This window comes from bacterium (assembly GCA_030647005.1).
GTDB lineage: Bacteria > Patescibacteriota > Patescibacteriia > JACPHY01 > JACPHY01 > JAUSKG01.
Window position 1 is genome coordinate 43,170 of record JAUSKG010000031.1, and the last position, 13,997, is coordinate 57,166.

Below are 13,997 nucleotides of genomic sequence, written 5' to 3' on the forward strand. Positions count from 1 at the left end.
GTCAGGACAGTTCCTTGCTGTGGATACACCTGCCAGGGGCTCCAAGAATCTCAACGAGACCTCCTACGGCACGTCGGTATCAGCAGCCCTGCAGCAAACGGGGAGGGGTGTGTACGACCTCGCCACGAACAGCCACTACACTGTGCGAAAGTTGGAACACCACGCGCGGACACATTGCCGAACGTCCCGAACGCCCACGCTCGTGGGTGTTCTTGCGTGCGCACTCCTCCTCTTCACCCTCGCTGCTCCCGCGCGTACCATCTCTGCCGGCGTCCATGCGGACGGCGTCGTCGCACGGACGAACGCGGTGCGCGCACAGGAAGGTGTTGTCCCACTCCGCGCCGACGCATCGCTCACCGCCGCAGCACAGGACCGCGCAGAGGGTATCGTACGCTCTGGGGTCTTCTCCCACGTACAGGCGGACGGTACGCCGTTCTCGCATGCGGCGCAGGAGCACGGGTACGCATTCGCCCACCTCGGCGAAAATCTCGCGATCAACCTCCTCAGCGAAGAGCCACTCATCACCGCGTGGAATGAAAGTCCGACGCACCGGCAAAACCTCCTCGGCGCACACTACCGCGACGTGGGTGTCGGCATCGCCTCGGGGTACGTTGATGGCGTCCCCACGATGGTAGTCGTCGAGCTCTTTGGCTCGTTGCAGGATCCCCTCCTCCGCGACTGGGAGCGACTGCCCGCGAGCATCCCCATGGCGTAGCACTGACGCACACAGAAACACCACGCGAACAGCGTGGCGTTTTTTCTTCCCCGCAAGAACCTAGTGCAGAAGCTGTTCCATCACGACCCAGACCATGCCGCCGATGATTGCTCCCGCAACGACATCCGAGACGTAGTGGAGCCCGACGAGGACGCGGCCGACGGCGACGAGCGTTGCTCCGGTGAGGAGCGCCACCTGCATCCCCCACCCCACGAACGGCACGAGTGGAAGGACGAGCGCGAACGCGATCGCGGCGTGATCCGAGGGGAACGATTTCTCATGCGCGGCGCGGGTGACCAGTGGGACCACCGCATCGAGTGCCACGAAGGGCCGTCTCCGAAACCGCAACGCCCCAATGCCGTGGCTCACCGCGAGCGCGATTGCGCTCGAAAGCGCGACGAGCAGGAGGCGATCCGCAAAGCGCGGTGACAGGAGGAGCACCGCCATCACCCCCACCACCGCCGCGAGGAACCAGATGAGCCCCGATGCGAGGAAGATGCTCAGGAACGTCCACCCGGGCGACCTGCGAGCGAGACGGTTGCACCAGAGCGCGAGGATACGATCCATACACTACACCATCAACTGCTTGAACTCCTCCACCATGGGCACGCGCTCGGGATCCGCACCGTTCGCGATCGCCGTGTGGTACGCCATCCAATCCGCCGTGAGGAGCGAGTTCCACACGCGCGCCCACGTCCCCGCCCCTTCGAGCTGCACTACCTCCACGGGCACGCCGCGGTCGCGGTACATAGTCGCACAGACCTCCATGCGCCGACGGGTGCGCTCGTCATCGCGATCATCATGGAGAAAGATGCCGTGGAACATGCTCGTCCGCGTCCGGGTCGCCGGCATGGCCTCAAAGCCGTTCATCTCATTGTGGTTCAGCTCCGGAAACACGTTCATGAACGCGGGAATCTTCCCGGTCTCATTGAGCTTGATCTTCCAATTGTACGCGATGGCGCGATTGCGCGTGGATGCGTAGACAACGGGCACCCGACCAGCGAGCTGTCCTGCGAGCACCTTCCCACGACTCGCGCTCGCGTCCGTGGCGAGCTCGACATGCTGGAGCTCCGGGACACCATCGGGATCAACGAGCGCGAGGAGTGCGAGCGTGCTGTACCCAAGCGCGGTCCGCGGTTGAATCCCCGTCGCAGGCATCTGAACGTACGGAAGTCCCTCGGCTTGCGCGACCGTGAGCAGCTCCCCGCCCGTCGCCACTACGGCCACATCGAGTCCGCGTGCCCGTGCGGCTGCGAGCGCGTCGAGGGTCTCCTCCGTATTCCCCGAGTAGGAACTTGCGATGAAGAGACGCTCTGAGAGATCGGTGCATGATGGCAGCCCGTAGTCGCGGTGCGTGACCATATCGAGCTCGGGCTTCCACAGGCGGAGGAGGCCGACCGCGAGCGCGGAACCGCCCATGCCCGCCACAACGAACGCGCGGTGTTTCCGGACGGTCCCCACGATCTCCGGCGTGAAGGTGAACTGCTGCGGAAAATCCTTGATCGCTTGATCCATGGCCATACGGAGGAACGGTAATGACACGGGGCGTGCGGCACGACGTCGCACCTAGCACTATCCTAGCACAGAAGCCGTGAGCGTCTCGACCCATGCGTCCGCACCGAGCTGTTGCTCCGCGCGGTCGAGGTCCTGTACGGTCGAGCGTGTTGCGGGATGTGCGGGCGTGAAGAGCGAGCAGCAATCGTCGTAGGGACGCTTTGAGATCTCCGCGGTACCGATCCGCTCCGCGAACTCGATGATGTCCTGCTTGTCTTCACCGATGAGCGGACGGAGTACGGGGAGCGTCGTTGCCGCCTCCACCGCCGCGAGGTTCGGGATGGTCTGCGAGGCCACCTGGCCAACACTCTCGCCGGTGACGAGCGCGCCGTTGTGCTGCGCGATCGCGATGCGCGTGGCGACGCGCAGCATCATCCTGCGGTAGAGGAGCACGCGGAGGTCTGCTGGCGCATCCATCATCACCTGCTTCTGGTAGTCAATGAGCGAGACGTGCGTGAGTCGCCCTCGATCCTGCTGCCACGGCTGGAGGGTCTGCACGATCTCGTCCACGTTCCGCATCGAAGCGTCGGACGTGTACGGGTACGAGTGGAAGTGCACGAAGTCCACGATGCATCCGCGCCGCATGAGCTTCCATGCCGCAACTGGCGAATCGAACCCGCTCGAGATGAGACAGAGCACCGGTCCGGACACCCCGACCGGCAACCCGCCCGCACCGGAGCGTTTCGTTGTGAACACAAAAGATGTTCGCTCAATGATCTCGACGTACACCGTTATGTCGGGGGTCGTGAGGTTAACTGCCATGCCGGTCGCCTGCACGATCGCCGCCCCGAGCTCGCGCTCGAGCTCCATGGAGTTCTTCGGGTAACTCTTCTGCCCCCGCTTCACGCGCACGACGAAGGACCTGCCGCTCGTATCTGGAACCTGGCACCTCACGCTCTCGACGACATCCTGTTCAAGCTCCGCGTACGGCTGTCGCACCTCGTGGCCCGTGAGGATGTTTACGATACCAAAGATTTTCTGGAGACGCTCTGCGACATTCGCCACTGCGCCCGCGCCGTCTACTCCCCTGACCACGATCCGCCCGCTCATCCGCTTCACCTCACATCCGGCAACAGCACGGAGTGCCCATCGAATATTCTCGACGAGCTGCTTCTCGAACATGTCACGATTCCGCCCCTTGAGCGCAATCTCGTGGTAGTGGGCAATAATGGCGGGGGTCATAGAGCTGCAAGTATATCTTGGAGACCTCTCCAACGGTCGTCATTGCGAGTCCGCGAAGCAATCTCATGCGGTTCAGCCAATTGTTGCAGGTGAGATTGCTTCGCGGACTCGCAATGACGACGGGGGTGTTGAGGAAGCATTTACCGGGGTGTATGCTATCGGTAAGAGCTTCTCATATTTTCCTTTATGGATCAAGTACACGAAACATCAACCACACCGCAAGAGCCAACGCGTCCGTTTCCGTTGGTGCATGTGATTGTGGCAGCCGCCGCGGCTACGGTTATCGTCGGTGGAATCGCTGCGCTCCTGCTTACCATAACCCAACAGGGCGAAGAGGAGGACGCAGCATTCCTCCGCGCGCAGAACGCGGTGCTCATGGAGCAAATTGCAAAGATCGAACAGATGAAGGACGATCAATCTGTAGAACTCGAACAGCTCAGACGTGGCTACGGCGAGTTGATCGAGGTCGCCGCATCGGAAATTGGATCCATAGATGCGCTTTTCAAAAGCGTGGCGCGCAAGCAACGGGCAACCGTCGAACGATTCTTCGATCTCGTCCTCCCTCCCGATCCTCTTGATTACGATGCCGCCACGTATCTCCTTGCTGGTGATCTCGCCGAACAACTGAGGGCGGATATTTCCTGGGTGCCACGCACCCTTGGAATCCAAGACAGCCCTGATCGTATCGCTGTACTCGATCTCGAAGGCTACTTCGGTATCTTTGGAGCGCGCGTCGCTGGATACTACGGCGACGCCAACGAGCCCGAGCGCATTTGGCGAGTGAGCGGCATTTTTGAAGAGAGGCCGACATTCGAACCTGGTACGTGGGTGATCACCGACATTGCAGTTTTGCGGTAAACATCGTGCGCGAACGCCGGGTCCCAAGCTTGGGACCCGGCATATTTTCTGCACCCAGAGCAACATCTGTGCACGCCGTGGATCATCGGCCAACCGTCATCCGAGCATCTGCTCCGTCACCTCCTCACCCCAGCTCTCCTCGACGGCTTGTTTGATGACGGCGCGGGAGAAGTTGTTGCGATGGAGACGTGTGACGAGCTCTTGGATCGTCACCTTCTGACCCGCATCGCGCGCGATGCGGTAGGCGTCGCAGTGCTCGATCGCACGGCGGAGCTGGACGTGCACATCGTCGAGACCATGCTCCACCTCCGGCGTGGACGAGGCTGCCTTCCTGCGCTTGAAGATGTCGAGGATACGCATAGGAAAATTTTTAGATTTGCGATGTTAGATGTAAGAATCACGAGAGTTGTTTACACTTTTCTGTCTCATCGTCCACTATATTTCGTCATCTCGACCCCGTTCGACTCGCGGACTCGCTCAGGGCAGGCTCCGCAACAGAGAGCGGAGAGATCTCTATGGTATGACGATTCCCCAGAGAAGATGAGATTTCTCGACTTCGTTCGCCCATGCGCTCACTTCGCTCGAAATGACGGGGGGACGGAGATCGTCTACGAGAAGTGCTGTGTGTAAACAACGCTCAAAAAATTCACATGTTAGATTTGAAATTGCTGGTGGTCTACAGCAACGATTGTCCCGTCATGGCCGATGGTTTTCTCATGCCCATGATCTTGAGGATGGTGGGTGCAACATCCGCGAGGATGCCGGTGGGCTGGAGGAGCGAGAGGTCGCCACCGAGCGACTCCAGCTCTGCATTCACCTGCCCCGCGAACTGCTCTCCGCAGACAATGAACGGTACGGGATTGGTCTCGTGCTCCTTGTCGATCTCGCCGGTATCGAGCTTCTTCACGATCTCCGCGTTCCCGTGATCCGCGGTAATCACGAGGATACCACCCTTCGCGAGGACCGCGTGCTCGAGCGCACCGATGCACGCGTCGATCGCTTCGACCGCTTTCACGGTAGGCCCGAGCTTTCCCGTATGGCCAACCATGTCGACGTTCGCGAAGTTCACCACGACGACATCGTACGCGCCAGCAGCAACCTCCTGCACCACGCGTTTCGTGATCTTCTCCGCAGCCATCGCCGGCACCGTATCGTACGTCGCAACGCTCGGTGAGGGAACGAGCACGCGCTCCTCGCCGCGGTACGCCTCCTCCCGCATCCCATTGAAGAAGAACGTCACATGCGCGTACTTTTCGGTCTCGGCAACATGGAGCTGCGCGAGGCCGGCATCCGACCACACTTTTGCGAGGCACGTTGGGATGTCCTCGGACGGAAACGCGACTTCCTTCGTGAGCCCCTCCTCGTACTCCATCATGGTCCCAAAGAAGAGCCGCTGGACCTTCGTGCGCTCGAACTCCCTGAAGTCCTTATCTACAAATGCGTGTGAGAGTTGCCGAGCGCGATCCGCACGAAAGTTGAAGAACAGTATCGCATCGTCGTCCGCAATCTTCCCGATCGGCTCCCCGCCCTCCACGATGACCGTCGGGACGAACTCCTCGTCGTAGACGCGCTTCGCGTAGCTCGCCGCGATGGAATCTCCTGCGTCGGTCGCCAATGCCCCCTCGCCGTCCACCATCGCGTGGTACGCGAGCGCAACGCGATCCCATCGGTGATCACGATCCATGGCGTAGTAGCGACCGGAGAGCGACGCGATCTTCCCCACACCGACCTTCTCCATGCGCCGCTCCAACGCAGCGACAAATCGCCCGCCGCTGTTATGAATCGCATCACGCCCGTCGAGGATGACGTGGACAAATATCTCGGCAACACCGGCCTGCTTTGCAACCTCGAGAAGCGCGAAGCAGTGATCCTGGTGGCTATGAATGCCACCGGGTGAGAGGAGACCAACGATGTGGAGCCGCGAACCGTGCTCCCGAACGTGTGCCGCTGCGCGTTGAAAGACGGAATTCTCCTGAAACGCGCCGCTGAGGATGGCCTGATCGATACGGGGGCGATTCTGGTAGAACACCCGCCCGGTTCCGATGTTCAGGTGCCCCACCTCGGAGTTCCCCATCTCACCGCGTGCAAGCCCCACCTCGAGACCGGCCGCAGCGAGCGTCATCGTCGGGTACGTCTGCACGAGCCGATCAAAGTGTGGCGTCTTCGCCCGCGTGATCGCGTTTCCCTCGTGATCCGGCGCAATGCCGTACCCATCGAGGATGCAGAGGACGACAGGTTTTGGACGCTTGGTGGACATGGACGTAGTATAACAAACGGAGTACGGCCGTGTGGGAGGCGCGAACGGGAGGGGGTAAACCCCTCCCCTACGGGGATCGTGACGTCACATGCAGTGACACCGCAAGGATGTCATCTATCATCACCCCTCTCTCTGTCATTGCGAGGCACGAGTCCCTGAGTGCCGTGGCAATCCCGGTCATAGAGCGTACGCGGTTTTCACCTCTGTACTGGTATGACCGGGATTGCCACGTCGCGGACTCCTCGCAATGACAGAGAGGAGCGGACTCCCTCGCAATGACACGGTGGTGGCGGAAACCCAAATCCAAACCCCAAAACCAAATGCTGGGTCTCAGCGCACGGAACGCAGCCGACCGGTCGAGCCCGCAATCCCGGGAGCATTCCGACGCACGCCCAGCCCATCGGTGCTCCAGTACACGCCCACCGCAGGACGATCGGGAAACCGCTGCGGATCAATAACCCCAAACAGCCACGACCAGGTCGTGCGATCGAGCTCATGTCCTGCTCCGCCCTCGGCATCGTAGTGTTGCCGGAAGAGGACGAGGTACTGAGAGAGAGTGGGAATAGGGTAGCGGAGACGGACGGCGTCGAGCTGGGACTTGTTCTGGATGGTTTCGGCGGTGAGCGTCGCGGGATTTTGGGGATCAGGAATCAGGCGATCTGTTGGTGGATGTTGCTCCCAGGCGACAAAGGATACTTCTGGGGGAGGGGTCTCGTGGGTTTCGGGGTCAATGATGGCGGGGCACTTGAGCGTGGGGTAGAGGGCTTGGAGGTATTCGAGCCAGTGATCTTTGTCAAAGGGGACGGGAATGTAGTTCGGGTCTTCCGGGGGGAGGGTGTTCCGCGTGAGGTCTCTGAGGGTGAGGTCGCGGAGCTGGTTGAGGAAGTCGTCAGGGGTGGGGTTCATGCGTGGCCAGACCTTGATGTTGCTGTTGCGGATGAGCCGGTCAAAGAGCACGCGGGTGAGGGTGCGGGGGAGGTCTCCGAGTGTTGGATCGGAGATTTCGTCTGGTGTGAGGGTTTCTTTTCGGGGTGGGGAAACGAGGAGGAGGTGGTTGACTTCTCTGCGCTCGATAGCTGCCTTGATGTCCTCGAGACGCTCCGGGGTCATGGTGAGGACGCGGAAGTCAACGGTGAAGTTGGGGTCGTTGTAGGTGGAGCGGTACCAGTCCTGCTGGTGTTCCAGGCATTGCTCAATGGTGGAGCCGTCTTTGAGCTCCAGGTTGTTTTGGTGGAGGAAGTCGTTGAGGTCTGTGCTCCATGCTTCGTATGGGAGGTGACCTTCGGGGGCTTCGGATTCGGGGATGGTTCCCGTGCGGTATGCCTCGGAGAGGGCGTGGGAGAGGGTGGTGAGGTGGGTGATGCTCGGGAGGTCGCGGGGGGTGGTGGTGGTGCGGAGGGAGGCGACGGCGGTTTCCACCTCATCAATGTTCGTGAGGGGTCCGTGGTATCCGAGTGCACGGAACTGGTCTCGGATTTGCTGTTCGAGGTTTTTCACGTAGGAACGGACATCGCGGGGGAGGTCGTGCTTCGCGATGCCGTGGTGGCGTTCGGGGATGGGGGGATGTTCCATCATGCTGCCTCTACGATCACACGGAACTCTGCCTCTAGGCCGTGCGGCATGGCGCACCGTACGGTGTACTCGCCGATCTCGGTGAGCGGCGTATCGAGCTGCATCCACGCTCCTGCTACATCTCTCCCCTCTGCTGCGAGTCGCGTGACAATCTGAGGAATGCCGATCGCTCCCGTGAGCGTTCCCTCTGCATTCGCGCTCGCGGTAATGACGAGCTCGTACCCGTCGAGGTCCTCTGCGAGCTGCTGGAGTTCGCCAAGTTCATGCTCGCTCGCGATGCGCTGCGCCTCCGCCGCGGCAGCATGCTCCGCGAGAGCTTCCTCGGTTGCAGAGATCGCGAGGTGCTTCGGGAACAGGGTGTCCTGTGCGTGGCTACCTTCCACCTCCACGACATCACCCGCATCGCCGAGGTCCGGAATGTCCTTGAGGAGAATGACGCGCATACGTACTCGCCTTATTCCACACGCAACGCATCGAGTTCCATGAGTGCCCGCTCGAGTTGCGGGTCACTCCCCGCCTCCGCATCGTCTTCCGCATCTGGTACCACGATATCCGGCGTGATGCCACGCTCCTCAATGGACATGCCGGACGGCGTGAGCCACTCCGCGATCGTGAGCTTGAGCGCAGAGCCGTCACGCAGACCGGTGAGGTGCTGCACCGTGCCCTTGCCAAAGGTCTGTTCCCCGACGATCGTTGCGTACGCGTAGTCCTGGAGCGCACCAGCGACGATCTCCGACGCCGACGCGCTGCCACCGTTCACGAGCACGACCGTCGGGAGGTGCTGGAGTCGTGCGAGTCCACTCGCGCGATGCTCCTGCACGCGGCCGTCATTCGCCCGCTCGCGCACGATGACCTTGCGCTCGGCCCACTCCCCCGCCACGGCGATGGCCGCATCAAGGAACCCGCCGGGATCATTCCGGAGATCGAGGACGATGCCGCGATCACCGCGTCCGAGGAGTGCGCGCACCGCCATGTCAAACCGCTCGAGTGTGTCGCCGTTGAAGTGCGAGATGCGCACGACGGCAACGGTGTTGCCAGCCGGTGTCGTGCGTGTCTCCGTGACAACGCTCTCGATCTCGATGACATCACGGACGATGGAAACATCCCGCGGTGCGTCGTCCCCGGGGGTCTGAACGAAGAGTTTCACGGAGGTCCCGCGTATGCCGCGAATGCGCGCGACGGCCTCCTCGAGCGTCAAATCCATCGTCGGCGCATCGTCAACGGCGAAAATGAGGTCGCCCGCCCGCAATCCCGCCGCCTCCGCCGGCGTTCCGGCGAGTGGCGCGATGACCGTGAGCGTGTCGTTGCGGATGCCGATCTCCGCGCCGATGCCCTCGAGCGATCCGGAGAGGTCCTCGCGGAAGAGCTTCGCGCGCTCGGGATCGAAAAATGCGGAGTACGGATCGTGGAGCGCGGCGACCATGCCGGCGAGGGACCCGTAGAAGCGTTCACCCTCATCCACGGGACGGCGGAGGTAGTCGCGGTCAATGAGCGACCACACCTCCCAGTACAACCCAAAATCCACCTCCCGCACGTCCTGCGGGACCGGTTGGTCGCGCGCGACAACGCGCGTCGGCGTCTCGCCAACGAGCAACTCGCTCCGCGCGCGCTGTTGGCCGGAGAAGTACCCCACCCACCAGCTCGCAACAAGGAGCGCGATGCCGACGAGTGCTTGGAGGTGTCGTCGTGTGATCTGCATACTCGTATACCGTAGCACGTTTCACGAGGAGGATTACCCCCTACGACTGAGTGCCGCCCTCGCGTCGCTCGATGCGCACGCCGATCGCGCGCAGTCGCGCTTCAATGCGCTCGAACCCGCGATCCACTTGGTACACGTTGTGGATGGTGCTCGTACCCTCAGCCGCTGCGGCGGCGATGACGAGTGCGATTCCGGCGCGGATATCCGGTGAGCCGAGAACTGCCGCGTACAGACGCTGCGGCCCCGCGACGACGCAGCGATGCGGATCACAGAGAATAATGTTCGCGCCCATCCTATTCAGACGATCCACGTAGAAGAGTCGGCCCTCGTAGATCGTCTCGTGCACGAGCGCAACGCCGGATGCCTGGGTGAGCGCGACGGTGAGCGGCGGCTGGAAGTCCGTTGCCATGCCCGGGTACTCGTGCGTCCGAAACGACACGGAGCGCAGTGGTCCATCCACCGTCACCCGTAGCGATGTTGTACCCTCCTCGATGACTGCCCCCATGGCACGGAGGTACGCGATCGGCACGCGGAGGTGTGCAGGATCACAATCGGTGATCTCGAGAGATCCACCGCACGTTGCGACGAACGCCGCGAACGTCACGGCCTCGATGCGATCCGGAATGCACGTGACAATCCCACCGGCGAGCCGATCCACGCCATCAATGCGCAACGTCGGCGTCCCAAGCCCGTCAATGCGCGCGCCGCACGCATTGAGGAACTCGCCAAGCGCGACGACCTCCGGCTCCATCGCGACGTTCTCAAGGGTCGTCATCCCGGGGGCGCGCACCGCGTAGAGCAGGAGCGCCTCGGTCCCCGTGACGCTGACGAATGGGAATGTGTAGTGCGATGCACCGATGCGCGATGGTACGATGGTGAACCGCACCGCATTCGGCTGCTCATCTACCGTCACACCGAATGCCCGAAAACCGTCAATGAAAAAATCAATGGGGCGTCGCCCGATGACATCGCCGCCAGGGAGTGACACGACGGTTTTGCCAAAACGATGGAGGAGCGGGCCGATGAGTACGAGACCAGCCCGGAGTTTCCCCATGAGTGCCTCCGGCAGCTCGGCAACTGCGAGCGACGCGGCATCAATGGTATACTCGTGAGGACCCCCCGTCACCGTCGCGCCGAGCGCGCGCACCATCTCTACCATCCGTCGGACGTCCTCGATGTCCGGCGTGCGGCGCACCGTCACGGGTGCGTCCGCAAGGAGGGCGGCGGCAAAGAGCTTCAACGCTTCGTTCTTCGCTCCGGCAACAGCAATCGAACCGTGGATGGTGGACGGTCCAGTGATCGAGAACAATGGATCGGGATACATACATTGCATGACACTATGCCACTCTGGCTCCGCCGAACAATCTATGTGAGTTTCATGGCCGTCTTCTTTATCGTGGCACCTCTCCTGGCATTGTACAGCATGGGGTACCGCTACCACCCTGGCAAGCACCGCCTCGAGCGGACCGGGCTCATCGTCGTGGATGGGGGTCCAAGCGATGCCGTCGTGCTCGTGGATGGCGAGGTGCGCGCGACGCGACTACCCGCGCGCGTTGGCGGCCTTGGGGAGAACGTCTACACGCTCCGCGTGATGCGGGATGGCTATCACCCCTGGGAGCAGCGCGTCGCAGTCGTGAGCGGCGAGACCACCTTCGCGACGGACGTGCACCTCTTCCGCGACGCGAGCCCGTCGCTCCTCGTGCGCGGCACCATCACGACGTACACCGCGAGCGCGGACGCACGCTTTGGCGCAGCGATCCGCGCCGATGCGGGGTTCGAGGAGCTCTGGATCCACGACCTCAAGGACGGCACGCGCACGCTCGTCCTCCGCACACCGCAGGACGCGCGCCGCGCGATGGAAGTCATCTGGTCACCGCGTGATGCGCGACTCCTCGTGCGCACGGCGACGGATGTCCTCGTCATTGATCCCCGTGCACCCCACGAGCCCCTCGCACTCGCGCGCATCCTCGATGCGGCCCCGGACACCGCGCAGTGGGAGCTCGGTTCCGGCGACGCGGTCATCGCCACGACCGCCGGTCGCATCTTCCGCATTTCCGTGGACAGCGGCCGCGCGATCCCACTCCCGATCGCCATTCCGGAAACACCGTTCGCCGTTTCGCGCGATGCGCTCTACACGACGGTGCGCACGGCACACGGCAACACGCTCCAGCGCATCCCCACGAACGGCGATCCGACGACGACCGTCGCCACGCTCGCCACCGACCTCGCGCTCACGCGTTTTCTCGACCTCCGTGGAACGACGATTACCGTGGAGACCGATGCCCCGAGACGCACCGTCACGGTGAATACCACGACGGGTACCATCACCGTACGCGAGGGGTTTGATTTTCGTCGGTCGCCATACGACGCGACCGCCGCGCGCTGGTTCACCGAAACGTTCGAGCTCTGGACCGAGGAGCACGACCCGCCCACGGAGCGCCTCCTCGTCAGGCGCGACGCGCCGCTCGTGGATGCGCTCTGGCTCCCGGGCACGTCATCGCTCATCGTCGCAACCGCAAAGGATGTCCATGCTCTCGCGCGGGACAGTGCCGGTGAAGCGTCTACGACACCCCTCGCCGCGTTCGATGGAATCCGCGGAATCACCGTGCAGCAGGACGGGAGTACGCTCTTCATCGCCGGCGAGCGCGACGGCGCGTCCGGCCTCTGGGAGCTTCCGCTCTCGGGACCGCGCCGGTGATCGGTCATCGCGTATCGCGCGCGAGCTCCGCGAGGAACAACGCGAGCGCATCCTCCCACCGCTGCAACGGTGGGAGTTTCGTTGTGACAAGCACCGAGCTCGCCGGACGCGCGGCGGGACGCGGGAAACGCGATGGCGGAACCGCGACGAGCTCGCCCTGCCACCCTATTCGCGCGAGTATCGCCTCCGCAAACGCGTACCAGGTACATGCACCATCGTTGGTCCGATGGTAGATGCCGTTCGCGTACGTCCCCGAGATGAGCGCGCGCGTCGCTACCGCAAGGTCCGGCGCGTACGTCGGCGACGCGCACTCGCCGTCTACCACCTCAAGCCGATCCGTCGTTGCCGCTCGCTCGAGGATGAGCTCGACGAAACTCCGCTTCGCACCAGCCGAGCGCGCGGCCGTCCCGAACAGCCGCGAGAGGCGGATGCAGTACCATCGCAAACGCGGGTGCGCAGTAGCAACGCGCCGGAGCTCCTGTTCTCCCAAGAGCTTCGAGCGTCCGTACGCGGAGATCGGACAGGGTTCCGCATCCTCGGGGTATGCCCCGAGCGCAGCAGCTCCACCTCCAAACACGTAATCGCTCGAGTAGTGCACGAAAGATGCCCCACACGCGGCTGCTGCTTCCGCGAGGAATCCCACCGCGTACCCGTTCACCGCGTTCGCGGACTCCGGTTCCTCCTCTGCACGGTCCACGGCGTTGTATGCGGTCGCGTTGATGACAATCGCCGGCGCGGCGGCGCAAATCATCTCCCGTACCGCAACAGCGTCGGTCACATCACACGCCGCGCGCCCCCACGCGAAGACATCATCATCCGAAAATGCTCGGACGAGCTGCTGTCCGAGCATCCCAGTTGACCCCACGATGACAACACGCATAGATAGGAGTATAGTGCATCAAACGCGGGGACGGGAGGGGGTAAACCCCTCCCCTACGGGGATCGTGGCACCACGCGCAGTGACACCGCGGGGTCAAAACCCATCACACCCCCCCTGTCATTGCGAGGCACGAGTCCCCGAGTGCCGTGGCAATCCCGGTCATAGAGCGTACGCGGTTTTCACCGTTGTGCTGGTATGATCGGGATTGCCACGTCGCGGATGCCGACGTTGCGAGATGGAAGCAAGCCGGAATCCCGAGGCAAGCTCGCGGACTCCCTCGCAATGACACGGGTGTGGCGGAAAAGTAAAAGTAAAATGCAAAAGTAAAATCTAGGGGTCATCGAGCGCACCGCAACCGCGAATCCGAACGCGCATGCCCAGGGCGATCGCGAAGCAGAAACAGCCCATCGGTGCTCCAGCCCGCGTTCACACACGGCCCGTCGGACGCTGTGCTCGGGTCCACGACACCAAAGAGCCACGACCAGGTGCCTCCCGGTTGAGTGAAATCATCCAACGGCTCCCCCGTCTTCTCATGGTGCTGCGCGAAGAGGGTGAGATACGCAGAGAGGGGTGGAAGGGGGT

14 protein-coding genes are annotated in these 13,997 nt (G+C 62.6%); 3 read left to right on the forward strand and 11 right to left on the reverse strand.

Going from position 1 to position 13,997, the window contains the following annotated elements:
- Positions 1–19: 19 nt before the first annotated feature.
- Complete coding sequence (locus Q7S96_04465) at positions 20–715, forward strand: CAP domain-containing protein (protein ID MDO8463489.1); 696 nt, start codon at positions 20–22, stop codon at positions 713–715.
- A 60-nt stretch (positions 716–775) separates the two neighbouring features.
- On the opposite strand, the gene Q7S96_04470 is transcribed toward Q7S96_04465, so the two are convergent.
- From Q7S96_04470 to thiI, 3 genes are read right to left on the reverse strand one after another with little or no spacing between them, the layout of a single operon-like run.
- On the reverse strand, positions 776–1,282 hold the full coding sequence (locus Q7S96_04470; protein ID MDO8463490.1) for a phosphatase PAP2 family protein: 507 nt from the start codon (positions 1,280–1,282) through the stop codon (positions 776–778).
- Between the two features lie 3 nt (positions 1,283–1,285).
- Positions 1,286–2,236 carry an SIS domain-containing protein gene (locus Q7S96_04475; GenBank protein MDO8463491.1) on the reverse strand — a complete coding sequence of 317 codons (951 nt, stop codon included), beginning with the start codon at positions 2,234–2,236 and terminating at the stop codon, positions 1,286–1,288.
- 51 nt (positions 2,237–2,287) lie between these two features.
- Positions 2,288–3,451, reverse strand: a complete 1,164-nt coding sequence (gene thiI / locus Q7S96_04480; GenBank protein MDO8463492.1) for a tRNA uracil 4-sulfurtransferase ThiI — start codon at positions 3,449–3,451, stop codon at positions 2,288–2,290.
- A gap of 258 nt (positions 3,452–3,709) precedes the next feature.
- Between thiI and Q7S96_04485 the strand changes: the two genes are divergently transcribed.
- Positions 3,710–4,309, forward strand: a complete 600-nt coding sequence (locus Q7S96_04485) for a hypothetical protein (GenBank protein MDO8463493.1) — start codon at positions 3,710–3,712, stop codon at positions 4,307–4,309.
- A 96-nt stretch (positions 4,310–4,405) separates the two neighbouring features.
- Here Q7S96_04485 and Q7S96_04490 read toward each other — a convergent pair whose 3' ends face one another.
- The 6 genes from Q7S96_04490 to murA all read right to left on the reverse strand — a co-directional run bounded on the left by Q7S96_04490 (position 4,406) and on the right by murA (position 11,161).
- Positions 4,406–4,669 carry a hypothetical protein gene (locus Q7S96_04490; GenBank protein MDO8463494.1) on the reverse strand — a complete coding sequence of 88 codons (264 nt, stop codon included), beginning with the start codon at positions 4,667–4,669 and terminating at the stop codon, positions 4,406–4,408.
- 316 nt (positions 4,670–4,985) lie between these two features.
- Positions 4,986–6,566, reverse strand: a complete 1,581-nt coding sequence (gene gpmI, locus Q7S96_04495) for a 2,3-bisphosphoglycerate-independent phosphoglycerate mutase (GenBank protein MDO8463495.1) — start codon at positions 6,564–6,566, stop codon at positions 4,986–4,988.
- A 330-nt stretch (positions 6,567–6,896) separates the two neighbouring features.
- Positions 6,897–8,141: a hypothetical protein gene (locus Q7S96_04500; protein MDO8463496.1), complete on the reverse strand. Its 1,245-nt coding sequence runs from the start codon at positions 8,139–8,141 to the stop codon at positions 6,897–6,899.
- On the reverse strand, positions 8,138–8,581 hold the full coding sequence (rplI, locus tag Q7S96_04505) for a 50S ribosomal protein L9 (protein ID MDO8463497.1): 444 nt from the start codon (positions 8,579–8,581) through the stop codon (positions 8,138–8,140). The genes Q7S96_04500 and rplI overlap by 4 nt, the downstream gene beginning before the upstream one ends.
- Before the next feature lie 11 nt (positions 8,582–8,592).
- Positions 8,593–9,837, reverse strand: coding sequence for a S41 family peptidase (locus tag Q7S96_04510; protein ID MDO8463498.1), 1,245 nt, complete (start codon positions 9,835–9,837; stop codon positions 8,593–8,595).
- Between the two features lie 40 nt (positions 9,838–9,877).
- Complete coding sequence (gene murA, locus Q7S96_04515; GenBank protein ID MDO8463499.1) at positions 9,878–11,161, reverse strand: UDP-N-acetylglucosamine 1-carboxyvinyltransferase; 1,284 nt, start codon at positions 11,159–11,161, stop codon at positions 9,878–9,880.
- Between the two features lie 15 nt (positions 11,162–11,176).
- Here murA and Q7S96_04520 point away from each other — a divergent pair, with 15 nt between their 5' ends.
- Complete coding sequence (locus tag Q7S96_04520) at positions 11,177–12,535, forward strand: PEGA domain-containing protein (protein ID MDO8463500.1); 1,359 nt, start codon at positions 11,177–11,179, stop codon at positions 12,533–12,535.
- 4 nt (positions 12,536–12,539) lie between these two features.
- Here Q7S96_04520 and rfbD read toward each other — a convergent pair whose 3' ends face one another.
- A complete protein-coding gene (gene rfbD, locus Q7S96_04525; GenBank protein ID MDO8463501.1) occupies positions 12,540–13,415 on the reverse strand; it encodes a dTDP-4-dehydrorhamnose reductase in 876 nt (291 codons plus the stop codon).
- A gap of 337 nt (positions 13,416–13,752) precedes the next feature.
- Positions 13,753–13,997: hypothetical protein (locus Q7S96_04530; GenBank protein MDO8463502.1), on the reverse strand; the 245-nt coding region annotated here is incomplete at its 5' end.